This is a genomic window from Myxococcales bacterium, from assembly GCA_012517325.1.
Classification (GTDB): domain Bacteria; phylum Lernaellota; class Lernaellaia; order Lernaellales; family Lernaellaceae; genus JAAYVF01.
Map to the genome: position 1 here is coordinate 1 of JAAYVF010000071.1, position 20,509 is coordinate 20,509.

The window sequence follows — 20,509 nt, forward strand, 5'->3', positions numbered from 1 at the left end:
AAAATCGACGGCCGCCTTGCAATTATCGGGGCACTCATTAAATTCAGGCGGCGGGAACCGCGCGCCTGCGCGCGCTTTTTGTATCGAGGAGAATCAATGAGCCTGTTCAACCCGACCGATCATCCGCATCGCCGCCGCAATCCGCTGACCGGCGAATGGGTCCTGGTGTCGCCGCACCGCACCAAGCGCCCCTGGCAAGGCCAGGTGGAAAAGTCCGCCCCGGACACGCGGCCGAGCCACGACCCGAAGTGCTATCTCTGCCCCGGCAACCAGCGGGCCGGCGACGCCCGCAATCCGGTCTACGAAAGCACCTTTGTCTTCACCAACGATTTCTCCGCGCTGCTCGCCGACACCCCCGATTCGCCCCCGCCCGCGCATCCGCTGTTCGATGCGCGCAGCGAACGCGGCGTCTGCCGAGTGATCTGCTTTTCGCCGCGTCACGACCTGACCCTGCCGGAAATGGAGCCGGCTGACATCCGCCGGGTGGTGGATGTGTGGGCGGAGCAACTGCTCGAGCTCGGCCGCACCTATCCCTGGGTGCAGATTTTCGAAAACAAAGGCCCGATCATGGGCTGTTCCAACCCGCATCCGCATGGTCAGGTTTGGGCGACCAGCCTCCTGCCCAACGAGGCCATCAAGGAAGAAGCCCGGCAACGGGAGTACTTCGCCGCCGGCGGCACGGTGCTGCTGCTCGATTATCTGGCGCTCGAAACCGAAAAGCGCGAACGGATCGTCGTGGAAAACGCGCATTGGGTCGCGCTGGTCCCGTACTGGGCGGAATGGCCGTTCGAGGTGTTGCTGTTGCCGCGCCGCCACGTTTTGCGCCTGCCGGATCTGACCGGCGACGAGCGCGACGCCCTGGCCGATATCCTCAAGCGCCTGCTGACCCGCTACGACAACCTCTTCGAAACGTCGTTCCCGTACTCGATGGGCTGGCACGGCGCTCCGACCATCGCCGGCGATTACGACCACTGGCAATTGCACGCACATTTTTATCCGCCGCTGCTGCGTTCGGCGACCGTGAAAAAATTCATGGTCGGCTACGAGATGCTGGCCCAGGCGCAACGCGACATCACGCCCGAGCAGGCCGCCGCGCGCCTGCGCGAGCTGCCGGACGAGCATTACAAGAAACGGCAACCATGATTTTCACCAAGGATCGGCCATGACCACCGACGCTTCCGGACGCGGGCCGGAGATTGAAAAACAAACGCACCCCGCGGTGATCCTCGCGGTCATCGGCGTCGGCACGTTCCTTTCCGCCATGGCCAACTCGACGGTCTCGCTGGCCTTGCCGTCGATTTCCGCCGAATTGCACGTGCAACTCAGCAGCGTCAGTTGGATCATGCTGTCGTATCTGCTGACCACGGCCGTGCTGCTGATGCCGGCGGGCCGGGCGGGCGACCTCTGGACCCATCGGACGACGTACCTCGTCGGTTTCTTGATTTTCTTCGTCGGTTCGCTCGGCACCGGGCTGGCCGACGCGTTGTGGTTGCTGGTGGCGGGGCGGATCGTCCAGGGCATCGGCGGCTCGCTGCTGCTCGCCGCCGGGCCGGCGCTGTTGACGACTTCGTTCCCGGCGGCCAAACGCGGCCAGGCACTGGGTATGGTTTCCACCGCGACCTACGTCGGCCTGACCCTCGGCCCGCCGCTCGGCGGCTGGCTGATCGCGCTGGGAGGCTGGCGCTGGGTGTTTTTCCTCAATCTGCCGATTTCATTGTTTCTCATGGTGCTCGGCTGGCGGTTTTTACCGCGGTTGCGGCTCGATCGGAAACGCCCGTTCGACCTGGCGGGGACGGCGGCGCTGCTCTTCGGTTTGCCGTTCGCCCTGCTGGCGCTGGTCGAGGGCGACAAATGGGGCTGGACTTCGCCGTGGATCGTCGGCAGCGGATTGCTCGGCTTGGCGGTGTTGACGGTTTTCGTGCTGATCGAGCGGCGGCACACCACGCCCGTGCTCGATTTCTCCCTTTTCAAGTCGCGGATTTTCAGCGGCGCGGTGTTGTCGGCGCTGGGCAACTACATTTCGCTGTTCATTCCGCTGATCCTGCTGCCGTTTTGCCTGACCGAGGGCCTGGGCGGCTCGACCGCCACCGCCGGGATGCTGCTGATGGCGCAGCCGGCGATGATGGCACTCTCGGCCACGCCGGCGGGTTGGTTCTCCGATCGCATCGGGACGCGGCCGCTGGCGATGGGCGGTTTGCTGGTGCTGTCAGTCGGGCTGCTCGGCCTGTCGACCATCGGCGCCGGTACGCCGCACTGGGCCGCCGCGGTCTGGATGGGCGTCGTCGGTTTGGGGACGGGCGTTTTCGTGTCGCCCAATTCGAGCGCGTTGATGGGTTCAGCGCCGCGCGATCGGCAGGGCGTGGCGTCGGGCGTCATGGCGTTGGCCCGCACGCTCGGGATGACCATCGGCATCGCCCTGGCCACCGCCATCTTCGAGGCCGCCGGCGGCACCACCGGCCACCCCTGGAACGAGGCCGATTTCCTCGCCCAGCGCCACGCCTTCTGGGTCGCCGCCGCCGTCTCCTTCGCGTCGGTCATCGTCGCGGGTTGGGGGAATAGGAAAAAGGCTTGAGGCTTGGCTTTTTTTCGTAGGAGCGCCTTTCCAGGCGCGATTTATTTTCTTCTATCGCGACTACATGACCTGTGTAGGGGTGGATTTCTAATCCACCTGGGTGCGTTCGAAACGCGCCCTACAAAAAAATCGCGCCTGGAAAGGCGCTCCTACCTATGTCCCGATTGCGTCCCGTAAGACTCAAGCCTTCTTCTTGTTTTCCAACCCCGCCACCACATCCATCAGCGGCAAATCCGGACAGGCCTTGGCGATGGCGTCGAAGAAGGCGGGCGCCTTGAAGCGGCGCATCAGGCCGAACGGATTGACGGCGGCCATCAGCAAACGCAGTTGGCGCTGCACGTAAAAACCGCGCAGGCGGCGTTGCAGGCGTTTCCAGCGCAGGTCGTCGAGGAAAAACTTCGTCGGATCTTCAATCAATATTTCGCGGTCGCGCAAATCCTTCAGGTGCCGATCCACCAGCGAATCGGTGAGCGGACCCTTGCAATAGACCGGCGCGCCCTTGGCCGGCTCGGTCGTCCATTGGTCGCCGCGCCACCAATAAAGCCCCAGCGGCGCGACATCGGGCGGCGCGGGAAATCCCCCCGGCGGCTTGGGCAGGCCGAACAAGTCCGACTGCCGCGCCAGCCAGCGCCCCGCGCCCTCCGGCGTGCCGGCGATATCCGGACTGACGACCAGGATCAGCCGCGCCCCGTCGTGCGAGGCCACCTGGGTGCGGCGCTCGAACGCCCCGTCGATGAGCTGGTGCCCGCAGCGGTGCTCTTCCAGCCGCGCGACGATCTGCCAGAGCTGACGATTGGTGTCGGGGCCGATGATCTCCGCCTTGACCTTGTTGCCGGCGCGGCCGATGACCAGCGGGCCGAGCATCGTCGCGAAGGGCAGGGCCTCGACCAGTTCCGCGTCCATCGCCAACCTCACCAGTTCGGCTTCCACCGTGACGAACAGGTTGCCCGGCAGCAGGGCGACCGGCGGCTTGGTGTGGTGCCACACCGCGTCCTCCGGCTCGCCGTCGCGGCCGATGGTCAGCAGGCCCACCGGGTGCGCGAGGCGCGTCGCCAGTTCCTTGTTGAGGTAGTTGAGGAAAGTGGTTTTGCCGCTGTTCTTGCTCGAGCCGACGATGAACAGCGGCCCGCGTTCCGCGGCGATGGCGTCGAGGATGCTCACCGCTCGTCGAGGTCGCGGAAGATCGGCTCGATGGCCAGGTGGTTTTCCTGGAACAGCCGGGCCGGCCCGAACTTGCTGTGATATTTGGTTTCGTCGCAGGCCGGGTCGTGCCCGTGGACCGATTCGCTGCGCGTCGGCTGCTTGTAGGCCGTGATCTTGCCCTCGAAGTTGCGCAGAATCACCCGGTCGTCGCTGCGGCTGACCACATAATTGGGCATCAGCGGCACTTTGCCGCCGCCGGCCGGGCAGTCGATGACGTAGGTCGGCACCGCGAGACCCGAGGTGTGGCCGCGCAGCGATTCGATGATCTCGATGCCCTTGCCGACGCTGGTGCGGAAGTTGCTGATGCCCTTGGACAGGTCGCATTGATAAATGTAGTACGGGCGCACCCGGGTCTGGAGCAGCCCGTGGACGAGCTTTTTCATCACGCACGGGCAGTCGTTGACGCCGCGCAGCAGCACCGACTGGTTGCCGAGCGGGATGCCCGCGTCGGCCAGCCGCACGCAGGAGGCGACTGCCTCGGGCGTCAGTTCCTGGTAATGGTTGAAGTGCGTGTTGATATAGAGCGGGTGATACTTGCGCAACATCTTGAGCAGGTCGTGGTTGATCCGGAACGGATTGACGACCGGCGAGCGCGTGCCGATGCGGATGATTTCGAGGTGCGGGATCTGCCGCAGGCGCTTGAGGATCGCCTCGAGCTTGGCGTCGCTCAGGGTCAGCGGATCGCCGCCGCTGAGCACCACGTCGCGGATTTCGGGGTATTTCTCGATCGCCTCGAATTGTTGCTCGAGAATTTCCTGATCGAACGCCGCGTCCACCTCGCCGACCTTGCGGCGGCGCGTGCAGTGGCGGCAGTACATGTTGCAGACCTCGGTCAACAGCATCAGCACGCGGTCGGGATAGCGCCAGGTCAGGTGCGGGGCGATGACGTCGCGATCCTCGTCGAGCGGGTCCTCGAGATCCTCGGGCACCTGGTCAAGCTCGGCGATGGTCGGGATCGCCTGCTGGCGGATCGGGCAGAACGGGTTGCGGATGTCGATCAGGCTCGCGTAATAGGGCGTGATCGCCATGCGAAAAACCTGCAGCACCAGCTCGATTTCGCCGGCCTCCTGGTCGCCGATCTCGGGAAACACGGCGCGCAGTTGCTCGACGGTGGTGATGCGGTTGCGCATCTGCCACTTCCAGTCGGTCCAATCCTTTTTGGGCACCTTGGCCCAGAACTTGTCCCGCTTTTTCTTGGTCATCGGTCAGCGCCTTCTATTTAACGTAACGCTCGGTGTAAACGCGGCGAATATATTCCGACTCGCGCAACAGGTTCAAGGTGATCGCGGCGTGCCCCTTGGCGTAGCCGTTGCCGATGATCATCGACACGTCCTTGCCGATGCCCTCGGCCCCGAGGGCGGCCTTGGTGAAGCTGGTCGCCATGGAGAAAAAGTACACGATGCCGTTTTCTTTGCAAGGCAGGATCGCGCCCATTTCGCAATTTTCCCGGCTGACGCAGTTGATGACCACGTCGGCCAGCGCGCCGCCGGTCACCTGCTCGACCGCGGCCAGCATTTCCAGCGGCCGGTCGGCGGCGGCGACGACGATTTCGTCGACGAAGCCGGATTCCCGGACCACGGGGATGGCGTCGGCGCGACGCACCGTGCCGATCACCTTGCCGGTGACGCCGGCCCGCTTGCGGGCTTCGTAGCAGCAGAGCAGGCCGCTTTTGCCGTTGGCGCCGATCACCAGCACCGTGTCGCCCGGTTTGACCAGCCGCGCGGTCTGCGCGGGGGCGCCGGCCACGTCGAGCACCGCCAGGGCGAGTTTTTCGTCGAGGTCGGGCGGCAGTTTGGCCCAGATGGCGCTTTCAAAGAGGATTGCCTGACCGCGGATGTCGACCTGGTCGTTTTCCTGATGAATCTTGACGAATTCGTCGATGCGTAGCGGAGTCAGGCTCAGGCTGACGAGGCTGGCGATCTTGTCGCCCGGCTGCAGGTCGATCTTGCCGCGGAGCGCGTCGCCGATCCGATTGACGCGGCCGATGAACATGCCGCCCGAACCGGTCCAGGGGTTCTGGTGCTTGCCGCGTTCGGCGACGATGCCCAGCATGATTTCCTTGATCTTCTCTTCCCGGCCCGCGGCGTGGTCGAGAATGGTTTTAAAGCTGGCCGAATCGACGTTGAGCGTGATCACGTCGCAGAGGATTTCGTTGTCGTAAATCTCCGACAGGTCGTTGTCGATACGCTTGGCGGCCTGCGGTAGCACGCCCTGGGGTTCGATGACGCGATGGGTGCCGTAGCGGTTGCCTTTTTTCTGCACGATATTCTCCTTATGCGGTCGCCAGTCCCAGTAGAGCTTTGGTTTCCTCGACGCTGGCGACGTCGAGGCCGAGTTCGCGGATGAAGAAAGCGGCGCGTTCCACCAGTTGCGCGTTGGAAGTCGCCACCACGCCTTTGCGGAGATAGATGTTGTCCTCGTAACCGACCCGGATGTGCCCGCCGAGCAGCAGGCTGGCCGGGATCATGAACGAGAAGCCGCGCCCGCCGATGCCGATACCGCCCCAGACGCTCTCGGGCGGCAGGGCGTCGATCAGCGCCAGCAGTGATTTGATGTCGGCCGGCAGCGCGCCCGGTACGCCCAGCACGAAGCTGAAATAGTAGGGCGGCTTGAGCAAGCCCTCCTTGATTAATATGCGCGCGTTGTGGACATGGCCCAGATCGAAGCATTCGAGGGTCGGCCGCGTGCCGGCCGCCAGCATGCGCCGAGCGTATTCGCGAATCTGCGGCAGGCTGTTGGGCAGGATCTCGTTGCTGAAATTGACCGAGCCGCAATCGAGGCTGGCCATCGGCGGTGCGAGGTCGATCGGCTGCAGCCGCTCGGCGTCGGTCATGCCCACCGCCCCGCCGGTGGTCGTTTCGACCAGGATCGGGCAGAGGTCGCGGATGCGGGCGATGGCCTCGGCGAAGACGGCCTTGTCGTTGGTCGGCGTGCCGTCGGGCCGCCGCACGTGCAGGTGCAGGACCGCGGCGCCGGCCTCGTATGCCCGCTTGGCTTCGGCGGCGATTTCCGCCGGAGTGTGCGGCAGGTTGGGGCATTTTTCCCGCGTCGTTTCGGCGCCGGTAACCGCACAGGTGATGAATCGCTTGTTCATGTCAGGGCCCCCGTGTTGCAAAGCGAAAAAGATCGATTTCCACGTTCGAATCGGCGTCGCGGGCGAGTCTAATCCGGCGCTAAAATACGGGCAACCCCGCGCCGCGGTCGTTGGCGGACTGCCTTTACAAGACGGGCCGGTATTATTACGCTTTCGAGGGATGTCCAGAACCAATTGGTATCTTCCGCAAGCTCAACAAATGGAGGCTGGTGTTGAAAGTCAAAAAAGCCGTTATTCCGGTTGCGGGATTGGGGACGCGGTTTTTACCGGCCAGCAAGGTGGTCGCCAAGGAATTGTTTCCGATCGTCGATCGGCCCAGCATACATTACATCGTCGAGGAAGCCTGGCGCTCGGGCATCAAGGAAATCGTGTTCATCACGGCCAGCGGCAAGGGTGCGATTGAGGATTATTTCGACATCGATGTCGGCTTGGAGCTGTTTCTCGAAAAGAAGGGCGATATCGAGCGTTTGCAAATGGTGCGCGATATCGGCCGCGCGGTGCAGGTGCACTCGGTCCGGCAAAAAATCGCGCTCGGCTTGGGCCACGCGATCCTGTCGGCCAAGAATTTCATCGGCGACGAACCCTTCGCGGTGCTGCTCGGCGACGACCTCGTCGATGCGGAGATCCCCTGCATCGCCCAGATGATGAAGATGGCCGACAAGCACGACGCGCCGGTGATTGCCGCCTATCGCGTGCCCGCCGACAAGGTCGAGCGCTACGGCATCATCGACCCCGATCCCAAGCCGCTTGCCGCCGGATTGTGGAAAGTCAAAGCCATGGTGGAGAAACCGAAAAAGGACGCGCCCTCCAACATGGCCATTATCGGCCGCTACATTCTGCCGCCCGGCATTTTCGGCATTCTGGAAAAAGTCCAGGCGGGCGTCGGTGGCGAAATCCAACTGACCGACGCGCTGATCCAACTGAACCGCACGAATCAAATTCTCGCCTACGAGTTCGACGGCATCCGGTACGACGCCGGCGACATTTACGGTTTCCTCGAAGCCAACCTGTGTCTGGCCATGAAACGGCCCGAACTGGAAGGCAGGCTCAAGGACCTGATGCGGCACCTCTTGGAAAAGGAATGACCAGAAAAACGCCCGAACCGGGCGGGATCGCCGACGTCGCCGTCGGGCTGCCGGTTCCCGGAACCTTTCACTACTCGATCCCCCCGCGGTTGCGCCAACGCGCCGCAATCGGCGTGCGCGTACAGGTGCCGTTCGGCAAACGCAAGATCGTCACCGGGTTCATCGTCGATCTGCCGGTGTCGTCGTCGCGCGACGAGCTGCGGGAACTCGTCGACATTCCGGACCCCGAGCCCGTTTTCCACGCGGGCCAACTGCCCTTTTACCGCTTCATCGCCGAATACTATTTCGCTCCCCTGGGCGACGTGCTGCGCACCGCGCTGCCCGCCGGATTGTTCAAAGGAACACATCCGGTGCTCGCCATCACCGCCACCGGGGCCAAGATGCTCGAAGGACCGCTGCTGGAGCCTCTGGATCGCCGGATTCTCGAAGCCCTGGCCGGCGGCGAGGAACTGACCGTCGCGGCGCTCGGCAAACGGCTGAACCAGGACGTGAACCGCGAGGCGCAACGCCTGGTGCGCTGGGATTTTCTGGAGCAGCGGTTCCGGCTGGCGCCGCTGACGGCGCGGCGCAAATACGAGACCGTCTGGCGGCTGGCCCCCGGGCAAGCGCCGGCCGACGCGGGCGCTATGCTGTCGCACCGCGCGCCCAAGCGCGAATCGATTCTGGCTTTCCTGGCCGCGCACGGGGACTGGGCGACGCTCGACCAGATTCGCCAAAACGCCGCCGATCCGCGATCGTCCTTGAACCTGCTGGTTTCAGCGGGGATCGTCGAAGCGACCGATCGCGAGGTCTATCGGTCGGTCGGTAACGGCCTGACCGAACTGGCGGCGGGCGAGGTCGAATTGACCGGCGAACAGCAGGAGGCCGTCAAGCGCGTGACGGCCGATCTCCGCCGCCGGCACTACCGGCCGTATTGCCTGTACGGCGTCACCGGTTCGGGTAAGACGGAAGTATACCTGCAACTAGCCAAAGCCTGCCTGGATCTGGGCCGCGCGGTCATCGTGCTGGTGCCGGAAATCTCGTTGACGCCGCAATTCCTGGGCCGCTTCGTCAAGCGGCTTGGGCCGGTCGTGGCGCCTTATCACTCCGGGCTGTCGGACGGGGAGCGTTACGATCAGTGGCGGCGAATGCAGAAGGGCGAGGCGCGGGTGGTCGTCGGGGCGCGCAGCGCGTTGTTCGCGCCGTTCGATCAGGTGGGGCTGATCGTGGTGGACGAGGAGCACGAACACAGCTTCAAGCAGGAAGACGGCGTCATGTACCAGGCGCGCGATCTGGCGCTGAAGCTCGGCACGCTGCGCCAATGCCCGGTCGTGCTGGGTTCGGCGACCCCCAGCCTGGAAACCTACGCCGCGGCGCGCGCCGGGCGTTACCAATTGCTCGAATTGACCAACCGCCCGACCGGCGCGCCGATGCCTCGGGTGGAAATCGTCGACATGCGGCAGGAAATGGCCGATCGACGCAAACGCAAAAAGAAGGACCCGGCGGCCGAGGAGGAAAAGGCGAAGGACAAGCCCGGGCGCAAACAGACCAGCGAAGGCCGCGTCGTCTCGCTGGCTCTGGCCCAGGCGATCCAGGAAACCCTGGCCGCCAAGGAACAGGCGATTCTCTTCCTGAACCGGCGCGGCTATTCCACCTACGCCTTTTGCCTCGAATGCGGCACGGTGCTGCAGTGCCCGCTGTGCGACATTTCACTGACCTATCACGAGAAGGCCCGCGAGTTGCGCTGCCACTATTGCGATCACGCCGAGCCGCCGCCGGCCACCTGCCCGAACTGCGCCGGCGTCAACCTTTTTTACGGCGGCATGGGCACCGAACGGCTCGAGGAGGAGATCGCCAAGCTCGCGCCCGAAGCGCGGATCGCCCGCCTGGACCGCGATACGGTCCGGGGGAAAAACGATCTGGAGCGTATCCTGAGCGGCTTCGCGCGCGGCGAGGCGGATCTTCTGGTCGGCACGCAAATGGTCGCCAAGGGGCACGACTTTCCGCGAGTGACGCTGGTCGGGGTGGTCGACGCCGACGCCGCGCTGGTGCTGCCCGATTTTCGTTCGGCCGAGCGGGCGTTCGCACTGCTCAGCCAGGTCGCCGGCCGGGCGGGGCGGGCGGATTTGGCGGGTCGGGTGCTGATCCAGACGTTCCAGCCCGATCATTACGCCATCCGCGCCGCGGTCCGCCACGACTTTCCGGGCTTTTTTCAGGAAGAAGCGCCGCGCCGCCAGCGCCTCCATTACCCGCCGTTTTCCCGGCTGGCGGTGCTAAAAATCGTGGCGCCCAATCCGAAAATCGGCGTCGAAGCCTGCCGCCTGGCGATGCGGGCCGCCCGGACGATCACCGATCCCGCCGACGTACCCGGCGCGGCGACGCTCGGACCGGCGCCCTCGCTGCTGCACCGGGTGCAAGGCAAGTACCGCTGGAATCTGCTGATCAAAGCCGAAAAACCGTCCGGCTTGCACCTGCTCTGCTCCCGCCTGACGGTCATTCTGGAGAAAGAGCGTTTTCCCGCCGGCACCTTCCGCCTCGACATCGACCCGGTGACGGTGATCTAACCCGCCCGACCGCTTGTCCTGCTTTACTTGATTTGTTGCTTGGTCAATAATCCGAACATTCAGCCTAAAATCCTGGGGAGGATTCACTTCGTGACGCGACGAGCAACCGGGGTTGTCCTGATCCTTCTGTTGTGGTTCGTGGCGCCGGCCCTCGCCGGCGGACCGACGCTGACGCTGTTCGAGGCGCGCGGCCTCAATCTTTTAACCGCCAGCCCCGCCGGCGGCGGCGCGCCGGTTTCGCTGATTTTTCCCGTCAGCGGAGTCTTCCCGGATAAATTCACCCGACCGATCGGCGAAGCCCTGTTTCCCGCCGCGGTGCCGGAGAATGGCGAGCGGCTGACGGCTTTTCTCGAAGCGCTCGGGCAGCGCCAAACACTCGGCGACAAGACCGCGGAGGAATTCGATCCGCTGGCGGTCCGCCAGGTGCGCGATGTCGCCGACCGCATCGGCATCGAGGAGACGATCGGCGCCGTGCGGCTGGTGAATCTGAATCATGCGTTCCGCGATGATAAAGACGGCAAGACGATTCTCGAATTCATGCGCAATGCCAGTCTCGAATGGCAGGGGAAGGTCACCTCTGAACCGGCAAAAGTCCTCGAATGCCGCGAGATCTTCGAGCGCAAGCTGACGTCGTTCGTCGAACACGCCGAACCGATGGTGCTCGAGGGACGGTTGCGCGGCGTCTTCGATCCGCTGGGTTGTCCGGCCTTGCTGGCCATGCCCAGCGCGTTGCCGGTCGACGGCAGCCCGGAGAAAGTCGACAACGACGGCGACGGACTGCCGGACGTCGAGGAACTCGAACTGCGCGGCAAATTTCCGAAGCTGGACCCGAAAAACCCCGACAGCGATGGCGACGGCCTGACCGACGGCGAAGAAATGGCGCTTCGCCGGCAAGGGATCTACGTCAATCCGACGATGGCCGATACCGACAGCGACGGGTTGGACGACAAGCGGGAAATGGGGGCCATGTTCGAGGGTCGGCGGTTCAATCCCGCCAATCCCAATACCTTTTCCAAGCTCATCAAGGACGGCGAGGTCTACCGGCAGCAGATCAAGAAAGCCGGCGGTTTCGGACTGGGCAAGACGCTGTTGGGGATCGCGCTGGTCCTACTCAGCCTGGCGTTCGCGCTGATCTTTTATTTTTGGGGCAAGGACAAGGCGCGGCGGAAAACCCGGGAAAAAATCAAATTGGCACCGTTGCCCGAGTATATGCGGGAGGCCGGTGCGACAACCGCCGAATCCCCCGCGATTGCCGAGCCGGAAACGGCGAACGGCGGCGATTTCAACGGATTTGCCGGAGTGACACTCGAGGAAGATGACGAGGATTTAACCATGGCCGAAAGAGTCGAATTGGGGAAGATGCGGACCGAGATCGAAAACCTGCAAAAACGGCTCGAAGACGTCGGGGGGACGGTGGAGCGGATCGCGCAACGACTCGATCAGATGAGCCGGTATTTCGCCGTTCACAATCTCGAGGCGCTGGAAAAACGCCTGAGCGAATTGGAAACGCGGGAGCCGGTGGCGACCGCGCCGGCCGCGGCGGCGGCGCCGGCGGGATTGGACAAGGAAGCGTTGAAAAAATTCAACCAGATGGAATTGCTGATCGGTCAATCACTCAGCGAGATGGGTCGCCTGCTGAACGATTACGAGCAACGGATCGATCGGCTCGAAATGCGGTCGGGCCGCTAGCGGGCATTTACTGGTTGCTGACGTTCTGGTACTGGCCGTCGCGTTGTCCTTTGGAGATCCACCCGATTTCGTAAGCCGTCTGCGCGCCGAGATAAACCTGATCCAAGGTCGTGATGCGCCTGATTTCAAACGGCTTGAACGGAATGTAGCACCCCGTCAGCTCGGCGTTCTCTTGCGGGTACAACGGCTTTTTCTCCGGATTGGCGTAGCCTTGCGGGAAGAGCGGATAGCCGTGGTCGTCCAGGTGCGACGAGGCGCCCATCAGCCGGGCGATGTAATAGGCCAGCGTCATGACGTAGTAGTCGTTGCTCTGCACGCCGGCGATTGGTATCTTCACGAAGGCGACATTGTCGTGGAAGGAGCCGAGCTGCTCCATGTAGTCCTTCTCGACGCCGGTGTTGGGAGTCAATTCGACGAAGATCAGGTAGTCGTACGCCGAGAGATCCAGCGCGTTGACCTTCAGCAATTGCTTGAAATAGCGGTGGAAGGCGCGGTTGGCCAGGAGGCCTTGATAGGTCAGGGTGTCGCCGCGCGCCCGCTGGGGCACCTCGCCGGGCAGCTCGTAGAGGCCGTAAAGGTCCACCTCGAGAATATTGATTTCGCCTCCGGTCTGGCGGACGAATTCACGCTGGAACCAGCCGTCGATGTCCGTGTAGGTATGGGCGTCGCCGTAGTGGTAGGTGCCCGGTTCCGTCGATTGCGACATCTTCAGGTAGTAAGCCCCCGCATCCTCGTTGAGCGTCCGGCTGGTGAACACCAGCGCGACGCGGGTCGTGTCGACGTACAGGTAGCGGAACCAGCGTTTCAAATCCTGCGCGTAGGTCATGTAGAAATAGATCGTGAAAAACAGGCCGGCGACCGTGCCGAGCGTGATCAGGACGCGGCGTCGTTTGTAGCGCGTGTAGCATTCCGGGCACAGCAACTTGCCCTTCGCGTTCTTGACGCAGAGCTCGCAAATGTACTTGTTGCAGCCCGGTTCCTTGCAGCGGGCGCGGGCGCGGCGGTGCGGGTGCGTGTCGCAAAACCGCGTCGCGGCCTTGCCCAACGGCAGGACTTCCACTTCGCCGCCGGCGACGCGGATTTTTTCCGCGAACTGCTCGCCGGCCTCGATCGGGATCGAGGGGACCAGTTCCACCGGCATCGCCTCGAGCAGTTGTCCGGCCTCCTCGAACGAAATCCCGAGGGAAGTGGCCAGGGCCTTCACGACCTCGTACCGGTTTTTTTCCTCCGGGATCGCGACGAGAACGATTTTTGCTTTTTGAGTTTCTTTGGTGTCCTGTTCCGGCATACACGCCTCCGAACCGCGCTTTGCTCGTGGAGCGTCATCGAGTCAACATATTCTCTTCTTTTTACCACAAATCGGCGCCCGATTTCCAAGCCTCCCGGCGTTTTTTTTACGCCGGGCCGGAAGGGCGCCTCTACCCGGCCGCTTTTCTTGGTTACGAATTCCATCTACAATGATACAGTTTTGTACCCGCCGATTCCTGGGATGGGAGAAAATGGTACGCGCGGCCCAGTTGTATCCGCCGGTGACCGGTACCGGCACCGCGATCATCTCGACCCGGTCGGAACGCCGCCCGGCGGTCCGGCCCGATTGGACCGCCGACGAGCGGCAGCGCGATTCGCTGGAGCGCGCCGATCGCGAGACGTTGCGCGCGGCCAACCGGGAAAATCCGTCGCCGGCCGACTCCCAGGCGCTCAACGTGCGCCAGGTTAAAACCAACGCGACACCGGCGTGGAAGGATAAAATCCCGGCCAACGCGCTCTTTTACGATCAAGTCGCCGACCTGGCCAACGGCGTCAACGAACCCGGCATGTTGCTTTCGGTCCGCGTTTGACGCCTCCGGCCGGCAACCGTTATAAATCAAGCCGATATTCGCAAGGAGGTGCCGTCGTGCGCATGAAATATATCGTTCCGCTGCTGGTCATGGGCTGGGTGCTGGCCGCCGTCTGGTCCCTGGCCGCCGATTCTTTCGCCAATCTGTCGCTCTATCGAGAGGAAGAGATCGTCACCACCCAATACCCGGGAGAAAAACAGACCACGACCGTCACCCGGTCCTGGATCAAAGGCGTGAAAATGCGCACCGATACCGGCGACGGCGTCGAGATCAGCTTGATCCGGCCCGACCAGGACAAGGTCTACAACATCAATCTGCAGCGCAAGATGTACGCCGAATCGCCGCTTTCGGTTTATCGCAAGGCGGCGAAACTGTCGCTGGCGATGCTCGGCAACGACCCAACCTACCAGTGGACGGGACGGCAGAAGAAAATCGGTTCGTGGAACTGCCGGGAAGTCGTGGTCGCCGACGAAACCGCGCCGAATGGCGAGCGGATGAAAACCGTCTGGTGGGTGAGCCAGGATGTCGGCATGGACAAGCAACTATTGCGGCACATCATGTCGTTGACGATGGGCATGGAACTGGATGAATCGACCCTGAAGGCGTTCGAGAAATTAACCAACATCCCCGGCTATCCGGTGCAGACCGAAACCTCGTTCACCCGCGGCGGTTTCACGCTCAAAACCGTGCAGACGTTGAAAAAAATCGAACGCCGCACGATCGAGGACAAGATTTTCGAATTGCCCGAGGGTTTGACCAAGTTGAACGTGCCCGTGCCGGAAGGCATGTAAGGCCGTCGCCGAACGATCTCGAATCGCGGGAGACAGGGGGCGTTGCCCGCCAACGAGGAACAAAGGAGTCGCCATGTACTCTCGCCGTCCGCGCAACGAAAAGGAACTGCAACTCGATATCTGCATCAACGAGGACGTCAGCCCCTGGCAGACCAGCGGCTTCGATCGCTACTACTTCGTTCACGAGGCGCTGCCCGAACTGGACCGCGACCGGGTGGACGTTTCCACGGTGTTTCTCGGCCGGCGCCTGCGCGCGCCGCTGATGATCGCGCCGATGACCGGCGGCCACGACACCGCCGCCAAGATCAACCGCCACCTGGCGCAGGCGGCGCAGTCGCTGGGCCTGCCGATCAGCGTCGGCAGCCAGAAGGTGGCGATCGAGGATCCTTCGCTGGCGCCGACTTTTCACGTTCGCGACGTCGCGCCGGACGTACTTTTGTTCGCCAACATCGGCGCGGTGCAACTGAATTACGGTTACGACCTCGACCACCTGAAGCGGGTGGTCGAGATGATCGGCGCCGACGCCCTGTGCCTGCATCTCAACCCATTGCAGGAAGCGTTGAAGGAAAACGGCAACGTCAATTTCGCGGGTCTGGCCGATAAAATCGCCCGGGTCGCGCGCGGGCTGTCGGTGCCGGTCTTCGTGCGCGAGGTCTGCAACGGCATCAGTCCCCGCACCGCTAAATTGCTGCTGGACGCCGGCGTGGCGTGCATCGACGTCGGCGGCGCCGGCGGCACGAGTTGGATGATCGTCGAGGGGCTGATGGCCAAGGACGAAAACCGGCGGCTGATCGCCGAGAGCTTCCAGAACTTCGGCATCCCGACCGCGCAATCCATCGTCCACGTCCGCGAGGTCAGCGCCGAGATCCCGCTGATCGCCACCGGCGGCATCCGCTCGGGCAAGGACATCGCCAAGAGCCTGGCGTTGGGCGCCGACCTCGCCGCCGTGGCCGCGCCGTTGCTCAAAGCCGCGCTGGTCGGCCCGGAAAAAGTCGAACGCGTGCTGTTGCGGCTGATCGAGGAACTCGAGATCCTGCTCTTCTGCCTCGGCAAGCCGGATTTGGCGGCGCTCAAGAGCGATCCGAACATTCTGCACCAGTACATTACCTTGGCGCCGCAGCAGCGGTAATTCACTTCGACGGTCGTCGCGCGGGATAAATAACGGAAGACCGGCGACTTATTCGCCGGCCGGTTTCTCGCGGAGTATTTGCTCGCCCCGTTTGCGCAGTTTTTCCGCGAAATCAAGCGCCAGATAGAAGAGGGCGTTGTTGACGGCTTCCTCGAAATGCGAGCCGTAAATGATCGCGCCCATGACGCCGGCTTCGCGGCTGGGCCCACCGTCCGGCGGCTCCAGGCGGATCGGCACCGCCCGGCGCCGGCCCGGGTGGCCGTCGGCTTCCAGCAACAGGCCGCGCTCGCGGTTGTCGGCGGTGCGCAAGAGGACTTCCATGGTCAGGTAGACCGTCGGCCGCCCCGAGCGGTTCGTGCGGACGTCCATATACGGATTGGTCGGCAGGCAAACCAAATCGAATTGCCCCACCGGCTGGCCGTCGAAGGCGATCACTTCGGTGGCGACCAGGCGCGCCGCTTCGACTATTCCGTTGAAGGTCGCGGTCGCCATTTTCTCGCCGAGTTTCAAATCCGGATCGAGCGGATTGGGAAATTTTTTCATCGCGTCGGTGCGGACGACGGCCACGCGCAGCGGCAGTTTGGGAAAATCGTCCGGCACCTCGGAAAGGACAAAGGGATGCGGTGCGACGGTCAGATGCTCGGCGCAGCCGCCGGCCGCCAGCAGCGCCCAGGATAAGGCGAGAAGGATGAAAATCGCGCGTTGCATAGGCAGAGATCATAGGGATTTCTCGCCGCACTGACAATGGATATCGGCCGGCGGTTGCGTATCCGGTCGTATCTTGTTCTTGACAACGGGCATGGCGGATGATAGCGGTCCTATAGACTCGTCATGACGGGCTTTTGACCCTTTTCAAGGAGGATTTGATGAAACGCACGGCGATCATTTTTTTGATTGTCCTGTTGACGATCGGCCTGGTACTGCCGGGTTCGGCGTTGGCGGCGAAAAAGAAGAAGAAGGGCGACGGCGACAAGAAGGACAAGGACAACAGCTCGCAGTCCATCATGGGCACGAAAACCCGGATGTTCGATTCGGGCGTCGATTTGGGTTTGCCGGCATTCGGATATCTGGGCCTCGGCACCATCAAGTACACGGCCGATGACAAGGATCAATCGATCGACTTTTCCGGCAGCGGCACGGTCAGCTTCCCTTATCTGGGCGCGCATTTTTCGCTGTACCCGGCCAAAACCTGGTACCTCCAGTTCGGCTTGGGCATGATCCACCAAAGCGGCCAGGTCACCTTGAAATCCGATGACCAGCCGGATCTCGACGGCGACAAGGTCGACTGGGGTGTCAATGCGTTTCGGCTCGATGCGGGCATCGGCAAGATTTTCGGCTCCTACGCCAAGATCCGCCCGAAAGCCGGCGCCGGTTTGGGCATTCTGTACACCAGCTACTACTTCGACAAAGGCGACTGGAAGGACGAAACCTTCGCCGGCTGGACGGTGGCGCCGTTCGGTTTGCTCGGTGTTGATTTCGATGTGTACCAGTCCAAGGGCTGGGGCGATATCTTCGCCGGCATCAACCTGCGCGGCGACCTCATTTACTCGCTGGCCCCGCTGGAATATTCCGGCAAAGGCGACGCGACGATGACCTGCCTGTGGTTCCCGATCAGTCTCTACCTCTCCGGCGGTCTGCGCTTCTAACGCCCGAATTGAAACCGCTCAAAAGGCCTCCCACCTGGGGGGCCTTTTTTGTTCCTGGGATAGGAATTCTAATCCGTTAGTTCAACCCGCTGAACCAGCAGACCCTTCGGCGTTCGATCCTTTGTCGGCAGAACGTCGGCGGGGATGAAGGTCGGGTCGGTTTCGACGGCGATTTCCACCAGGGAATCGGCGGGAATCGCGGCGGGGAGGGGGCCGCGCAATTCGAAAAAGCCGGTGTCGTCGAAAATCTTTTCCGCGACGGGCAGGCCGCCGGCCAGCAGCCGCGCGCGGACCGCGCCGGGATAGAACGGCCGATGCAGGTAAAAGCGCACCGCGGCGCCGGATTGCCGATCGCGCCGTAATAAAACACGGGCTTGCGCCGCGGTCCAGGCGCCTTTTTCGCCGGGCGGGTACCAGCCGTCGATCAGTTGGCCGGGATGATAGGCGCCGGTCAGGTCCAACGAGCCGGAAAAGGCGGCGCGGGCCTCGTTTTCATCCCGCGTGAACAGGTCGATCGCGAAACGTTTGACGCCCCGGTCGTAGCCGGTTCGCCGAATCAAACGGAAGCCCAGCGAGTTAAGCTCGCGCCGCGTTTCATCCAGCGGATCGTAAACCGCGCCGTGATAATCGATGAGCCAGATCCGCGTCGCGCCCGCCGCCCATTGCGCCAACTTGTCGCCGATCACTCGCCGCCGCCCCGCCGGATCCAGCGTAAACACGCGGTCGTCGAAGAGCATCCGCAACGGCAGTCCGCAAGTGCGGCTGTAATAAGCGAAGGCGTAGGCTTTTTCCTCGTGATAGGCGAGGGCCAGATCGCCCGGCCGGCCGGCTTCGCACACCGCCGTGGCCGCCGCGCGCCAATCCTGTCGCACATAGTCGGGATCGTGCCGCTCCTGATGCAGCGCGAACGCCATCGGCGCCACGACCAGCAATGTCAGCACAGCGCCGAACAGGGCGGACCGCCGGAAAAGACGATCCAGCCCGATCGCGGCCAGGATAAAAAGCGGCGGCATCAATAGCAGAACGTGACGGACATCGAACACCGGTTTGGCCGTCAGCAGGATACACAACAGGGCGAATGGAAGGGTCGCCAGAGCGATGAAAAATCCGCGCTCCCCACGGTTTTCTGATACCCGGACCCCAAAAAGCAGCGAAACGAGAAGTGGCAAGGAGCAAATTCCCAGGACCACCGCCAGCCGAATCGGATTCGGATAATCGCCGGAAATGAGCCCGAAGGTCGGCAGGCGGTCCGGCGAAGCGGCGAAAGCGAAGTAGAGCCAGATCTTCGCCGTCGCCGTGAAAATATCGACCGGCGACCGCCATGGTTGCCCACGCAACAACTGAAAGGCGAAAATCCGGGCATAAGGCGCAAACAAGGCCAGGGCGGCGAAAAGACCCAGAAACGACAGCATCACGCCACGCCAGGCATCCCGAAAGGTTTGGCGAATCCCCGCCGCCAGACCCGTTCCATACGCCATGCTGACGGCGTTTTGCTGACCGGCGGCCAGGTAATCGAGCCGCGACAAGGCCGGTTGGATGGATCGCATTTGTCGGCAGAGGCGCCCGGAAATCACCACCAGAATGAAAAAATGTGCGGCGATTGTGAAAAAATTGTAGTAGTGAAGATGCAAGGATGCCGCCGTCGCCAACAGATAACCCGCAAAATAGGGCCAGATCGGCCGTTTGAGCAGTCGGATCAAAAAGCCGGAAGCGAGCGTGATCGCCGTCAGCGCGGCTGTGTGGGCGCGAACTTCCTGCGAGCAGTAATTCGAAAGCGGATGAATGGCGGCCAGAAATCCGGCCAACAAGGCGACGCGCCATCCACCGGCCGCGAACGCCAGCCAGATCAGCGCGACGACCGCGGCAACGCCGAAAAATGCCGCCGGCAAACGGAAGGCGATTTCGCCGCTTCCAAGGCGCTGCCAATAATGCATCAAAAAGTAAAAGCCAAAGGGATTGCTGTCTTTCTGGGCGGCCTGGATCAAGGCTTGATCCAGCGGCCGAGCTGAAAACACCACCGTGTGCATTTCATCGTCCCAGAGACTGGGCTTCCCCAAATCGGCGAATCGGGTCAGAATCGCCAGGCTCACGACGGCAAGGAACAGCAGCCATTTTGTTTTTGACATGGCGCCTACTTTACGAGATATCCCACCAAGCGGGAAAGCAGGTTTTTCGATTCAAATGATATTTCATCTCGATTGCATAAAGATACAATGAAAGCGTTGAATATCCTTGACGATCCATGTAAAAAAGGTCTGTTTTTTGCATGATTTTTCCGTGGGAGAATTCGCGTCCACGCTGGGGAGTGTGATAGTCGGCCGTTTGGCCAAGGAGTCCGGAGATGAAACGTTCTGGCCCCACCTGGTTATTTGTCGTTTTCCTGTTCATTCTGGCGCTGCTTGCCGCGGCGCTACCGGGTTGCAGCAACGGCGGCGACAAAGCCGTGATTGACGACGATGACGATACTTCATCCGTCATCGGTGACGACGATGACATCAACCCTCCGGACGATGACGACAACGACGACGATAACGATTCCTCGCCGCCGGACGATGACGATGACAATGACGACAATGACGACAACGACGACAACGACGACAACGACGATAACGACGACAACGACGACAGTTCGCCCGGCGACGATGACGACGATGACGATGACAGTACGCCCGGTGACGATGACGACGATGACGACGACGACGACAATGACGTGACGCCGGGTTGGCCGTATATCGTCTTCAACAGCCCGACCGAAGATCAACATTTCACGACCTACATCATCGACATCGACGCTGATGTGTTCGAGGTCGATGACGCGGCCGATGTGACGGTGCTGTTGGACGGCGTTTCCATCAATGACGTTCTGACCGTCACGGCCTCCAAGGTGACGGGCTCCCTCGTCGCCCGTTCCGGCGGCAA

General features: G+C 62.5%; 17 protein-coding genes. 9 read left to right on the forward strand and 8 right to left on the reverse strand.

Features of this window, described 5'->3' with window-relative positions; translation table 11 throughout:
• Nucleotides 1-96: 96 nt before the first annotated feature.
• Together GX444_12265 and GX444_12270 are read left to right on the forward strand one after the other, a co-directional pair.
• Complete coding sequence (locus GX444_12265) at nucleotides 97-1,143, forward strand: UDP-glucose--hexose-1-phosphate uridylyltransferase (protein ID NLH49356.1); 1,047 nt, start codon at nucleotides 97-99, stop codon at nucleotides 1,141-1,143.
• A gap of 19 nt (nucleotides 1,144-1,162) precedes the next feature.
• A complete protein-coding gene (locus tag GX444_12270; GenBank protein NLH49357.1) occupies nucleotides 1,163-2,572 on the forward strand; it encodes a DHA2 family efflux MFS transporter permease subunit in 1,410 nt (469 codons plus the stop codon).
• 180 nt (nucleotides 2,573-2,752) lie between these two features.
• Here the strand turns inward: GX444_12270 and GX444_12275 are convergent, their stop codons facing one another.
• The 4 genes from GX444_12275 to GX444_12290 are packed head-to-tail and all read right to left on the reverse strand — an operon-like array spanning nucleotide 2,753 to nucleotide 6,869.
• Nucleotides 2,753-3,733 carry a hypothetical protein gene (locus GX444_12275; protein ID NLH49358.1) on the reverse strand — a complete coding sequence of 327 codons (981 nt, stop codon included), beginning with the start codon at nucleotides 3,731-3,733 and terminating at the stop codon, nucleotides 2,753-2,755.
• Nucleotides 3,730-4,977, reverse strand: coding sequence for a lysine 2,3-aminomutase (gene ablA, locus GX444_12280; GenBank protein ID NLH49359.1), 1,248 nt, complete (start codon nucleotides 4,975-4,977; stop codon nucleotides 3,730-3,732). Before ablA ends, GX444_12275 begins: the two co-directional genes overlap by 4 nt.
• A gap of 13 nt (nucleotides 4,978-4,990) precedes the next feature.
• Nucleotides 4,991-6,037 (reverse strand): L-erythro-3,5-diaminohexanoate dehydrogenase, encoded by a 1,047-nt coding sequence (locus tag GX444_12285; protein ID NLH49360.1) that lies wholly within the window; start codon nucleotides 6,035-6,037, stop codon nucleotides 4,991-4,993.
• A 10-nt stretch (nucleotides 6,038-6,047) separates the two neighbouring features.
• On the reverse strand, nucleotides 6,048-6,869 hold the full coding sequence (locus GX444_12290; GenBank protein ID NLH49361.1) for a 3-keto-5-aminohexanoate cleavage protein: 822 nt from the start codon (nucleotides 6,867-6,869) through the stop codon (nucleotides 6,048-6,050).
• A 209-nt stretch (nucleotides 6,870-7,078) separates the two neighbouring features.
• On the opposite strand from GX444_12290, the gene GX444_12295 reads away from it, so the two are divergent.
• From GX444_12295 to GX444_12305, 3 genes are all read left to right on the forward strand, one after another.
• Nucleotides 7,079-7,954, forward strand: a complete 876-nt coding sequence (locus tag GX444_12295) for a UTP--glucose-1-phosphate uridylyltransferase (protein NLH49362.1) — start codon at nucleotides 7,079-7,081, stop codon at nucleotides 7,952-7,954.
• The gene (priA, locus tag GX444_12300; GenBank protein ID NLH49363.1) at nucleotides 7,951-10,497 is read left to right on the forward strand and encodes a primosomal protein N'; all 2,547 of its coding nucleotides are present in this window, start codon (nucleotides 7,951-7,953) and stop codon (nucleotides 10,495-10,497) included. The genes GX444_12295 and priA overlap by 4 nt, the downstream gene beginning before the upstream one ends.
• A gap of 90 nt (nucleotides 10,498-10,587) precedes the next feature.
• A complete protein-coding gene (locus tag GX444_12305) occupies nucleotides 10,588-12,186 on the forward strand; it encodes a hypothetical protein (protein ID NLH49364.1) in 1,599 nt (532 codons plus the stop codon).
• A 7-nt stretch (nucleotides 12,187-12,193) separates the two neighbouring features.
• On the opposite strand, the gene GX444_12310 is transcribed toward GX444_12305, so the two are convergent.
• On the reverse strand, nucleotides 12,194-13,474 hold the full coding sequence (locus tag GX444_12310) for a hypothetical protein (protein ID NLH49365.1): 1,281 nt from the start codon (nucleotides 13,472-13,474) through the stop codon (nucleotides 12,194-12,196).
• Nucleotides 13,475-13,685: 211 nt separating this feature from the next.
• Between GX444_12310 and GX444_12315 the strand changes: the two genes are divergently transcribed.
• From GX444_12315 to GX444_12325, 3 genes are all read left to right on the forward strand, one after another.
• The gene (locus GX444_12315) at nucleotides 13,686-14,024 is read left to right on the forward strand and encodes a hypothetical protein (protein ID NLH49366.1); all 339 of its coding nucleotides are present in this window, start codon (nucleotides 13,686-13,688) and stop codon (nucleotides 14,022-14,024) included.
• A 56-nt stretch (nucleotides 14,025-14,080) separates the two neighbouring features.
• Nucleotides 14,081-14,815 (forward strand): DUF4412 domain-containing protein, encoded by a 735-nt coding sequence (locus GX444_12320; protein ID NLH49367.1) that lies wholly within the window; start codon nucleotides 14,081-14,083, stop codon nucleotides 14,813-14,815.
• A 73-nt stretch (nucleotides 14,816-14,888) separates the two neighbouring features.
• On the forward strand, nucleotides 14,889-15,944 hold the full coding sequence (locus GX444_12325; protein NLH49368.1) for a type 2 isopentenyl-diphosphate Delta-isomerase: 1,056 nt from the start codon (nucleotides 14,889-14,891) through the stop codon (nucleotides 15,942-15,944).
• Nucleotides 15,945-15,992: 48 nt separating this feature from the next.
• Here GX444_12325 and GX444_12330 read toward each other — a convergent pair whose 3' ends face one another.
• Nucleotides 15,993-16,652, reverse strand: coding sequence for a hypothetical protein (locus GX444_12330; protein NLH49369.1), 660 nt, complete (start codon nucleotides 16,650-16,652; stop codon nucleotides 15,993-15,995).
• Nucleotides 16,653-16,810: 158 nt separating this feature from the next.
• On the opposite strand from GX444_12330, the gene GX444_12335 reads away from it, so the two are divergent.
• On the forward strand, nucleotides 16,811-17,590 hold the full coding sequence (locus tag GX444_12335; GenBank protein NLH49370.1) for a hypothetical protein: 780 nt from the start codon (nucleotides 16,811-16,813) through the stop codon (nucleotides 17,588-17,590).
• 68 nt (nucleotides 17,591-17,658) lie between these two features.
• Here the strand turns inward: GX444_12335 and GX444_12340 are convergent, their stop codons facing one another.
• Both GX444_12340 and GX444_12345 read right to left on the reverse strand, forming a co-directional pair.
• The gene (locus GX444_12340) at nucleotides 17,659-19,716 is read right to left on the reverse strand and encodes a hypothetical protein (protein ID NLH49371.1); all 2,058 of its coding nucleotides are present in this window, start codon (nucleotides 19,714-19,716) and stop codon (nucleotides 17,659-17,661) included.
• A 341-nt stretch (nucleotides 19,717-20,057) separates the two neighbouring features.
• Nucleotides 20,058-20,297: a hypothetical protein gene (locus tag GX444_12345; GenBank protein ID NLH49372.1), complete on the reverse strand. Its 240-nt coding sequence runs from the start codon at nucleotides 20,295-20,297 to the stop codon at nucleotides 20,058-20,060.
• Nucleotides 20,298-20,509 lie beyond the last annotated feature (212 nt).

Excerpts from the sequence above, each read along its gene's own strand:
- GX444_12335 (NLH49370.1), top strand. The coding sequence starts at position 16,811 with ATGAAACGCACGGCGATCATTTTTTTGATTGTCCTGTTGACGATCGGC.
- GX444_12290 (NLH49361.1), bottom strand. The coding sequence starts at position 6,869 with ATGAACAAGCGATTCATCACCTGTGCGGTTACCGGCGCCGAAACGACG.
- GX444_12315 (NLH49366.1), top strand. The coding sequence starts at position 13,686 with ATGGTACGCGCGGCCCAGTTGTATCCGCCGGTGACCGGTACCGGCACC.
- GX444_12325 (NLH49368.1), top strand. The coding sequence starts at position 14,889 with ATGTACTCTCGCCGTCCGCGCAACGAAAAGGAACTGCAACTCGATATC.
- GX444_12310 (NLH49365.1), bottom strand. The coding sequence starts at position 13,474 with ATGCCGGAACAGGACACCAAAGAAACTCAAAAAGCAAAAATCGTTCTC.
- GX444_12330 (NLH49369.1), bottom strand. The coding sequence starts at position 16,652 with ATGCAACGCGCGATTTTCATCCTTCTCGCCTTATCCTGGGCGCTGCTG.
- ablA (NLH49359.1), bottom strand. The coding sequence starts at position 4,977 with ATGACCAAGAAAAAGCGGGACAAGTTCTGGGCCAAGGTGCCCAAAAAG.
- GX444_12270 (NLH49357.1), top strand. The coding sequence starts at position 1,163 with ATGACCACCGACGCTTCCGGACGCGGGCCGGAGATTGAAAAACAAACG.
- GX444_12340 (NLH49371.1), bottom strand. The coding sequence starts at position 19,716 with ATGTCAAAAACAAAATGGCTGCTGTTCCTTGCCGTCGTGAGCCTGGCG.
- priA (NLH49363.1), top strand. The coding sequence starts at position 7,951 with ATGACCAGAAAAACGCCCGAACCGGGCGGGATCGCCGACGTCGCCGTC.
- GX444_12265 (NLH49356.1), top strand. The coding sequence starts at position 97 with ATGAGCCTGTTCAACCCGACCGATCATCCGCATCGCCGCCGCAATCCG.